Source organism: Halomonas sp. (assembly GCF_041689495.1).
Lineage (GTDB): Bacteria > Pseudomonadota > Gammaproteobacteria > Pseudomonadales > Halomonadaceae > Halomonas.
On sequence record NZ_JBDNGD010000293.1, the window covers coordinates 1 to 1,154 of the forward strand.

At 59.7% G+C, this 1,154-nt stretch carries 1 protein-coding gene; it reads left to right on the forward strand.

All coding sequences use genetic code 11. The features are described 5' to 3' along the window. On the forward strand, positions 1-1,154 hold a 1,154-nt coding region (locus tag ACESMD_RS09875), incomplete at both ends, for an N-6 DNA methylase (protein WP_372612707.1).

A 1,154-nucleotide genomic window follows, 5' to 3' on the forward strand; every position in this document is an offset into this window, starting at 1 on the left:
CACTTTACGGCCAGGAGAAGATCGGTACCACCTGGTCCATCTGCAAGATGAACATGCTGCTGCATGGGATATCCCATGCCGATATCCGGCAGGAGGATACCCTGCGCGAGCCGCAGCACCTCGACGATCACAACGAGTTGAGGCGTTTCGACCGTGTCGTGGCCAATCCGCCCTTCAGCCAGAACTATATCAAGAAGGATCTCAAGTTCAGTGGCCGCTTCCCGGTGATGATGCCCGAGAAGGGCAAGAAGGCGGACTTGATGTTCGTGCAGCATATGCTGGCCGTGCTCAAGCATGACGGACGCATGGCCACTGTCATGCCCCATGGTGTGCTGTTTCGCGGCGGCGAGGAGCGCGAAGCGCGCAAGTACTTCATCGACCACGGCTACCTCGAGGCGGTGATCGGCCTGCCCGGCAACCTCTTCTATGGCACCGGCATTCCCGCCTGCCTGCTGGTGATGAACAAGCAAGGTGCGGCCCAGCGTCGGGGTGAAAAGGGGAGCGTGCTTTTCATCAACGCCGACCGTGAATATCGCGAAGGCAAGGCCCAGAACCACCTGCGCCCGGAAGATATCGACAAAATCATCTACGCCTATCGCCACGGCGACGAGATCCCGGGTTACGCCCGACCGGTGCCGGTGGCGGAGATTCAAGCCGAGGAATACAACTGCAATATCCGCCGCTATGTGGATAATGCCCCACCGGCCGAGCCCCATGACGTCCGCGCCCACCTCCATGGCGGCGTGCCCATAGCGGAGATCGAGAGTCTCGGCCATTTCTGGCGGAACTATCCACAGCTCAAGGACGATGCCTTCGTCCCTCGAGACACCCGCTATATGGACTTCTCGCCGGTGTTGAGCGACAAGCGGGAGATTGCCGATTTCGTAAAACGCCACCAAAGCGTTATGTCTGCTCATGAGGCCTTCATGGAGACGCTGGAAGCGTGGTGGGAAGCGAACCTGCCCATCGTCGAGGCGCTGGCGCCGGACGCCGAAAATCAGCAGGACAGGCCCCGCAACGTCTATGTGATGCGCAGTCAACTGCTGGAGAGCATCCAGCAGGCGTTGGCCGAGCAGACCCTGCTGACCCATTTCCAGATTCGCGGCGCCTTTGCCACCTATGTTGATCACCTCAAGGCCGACTTCAAATCCATC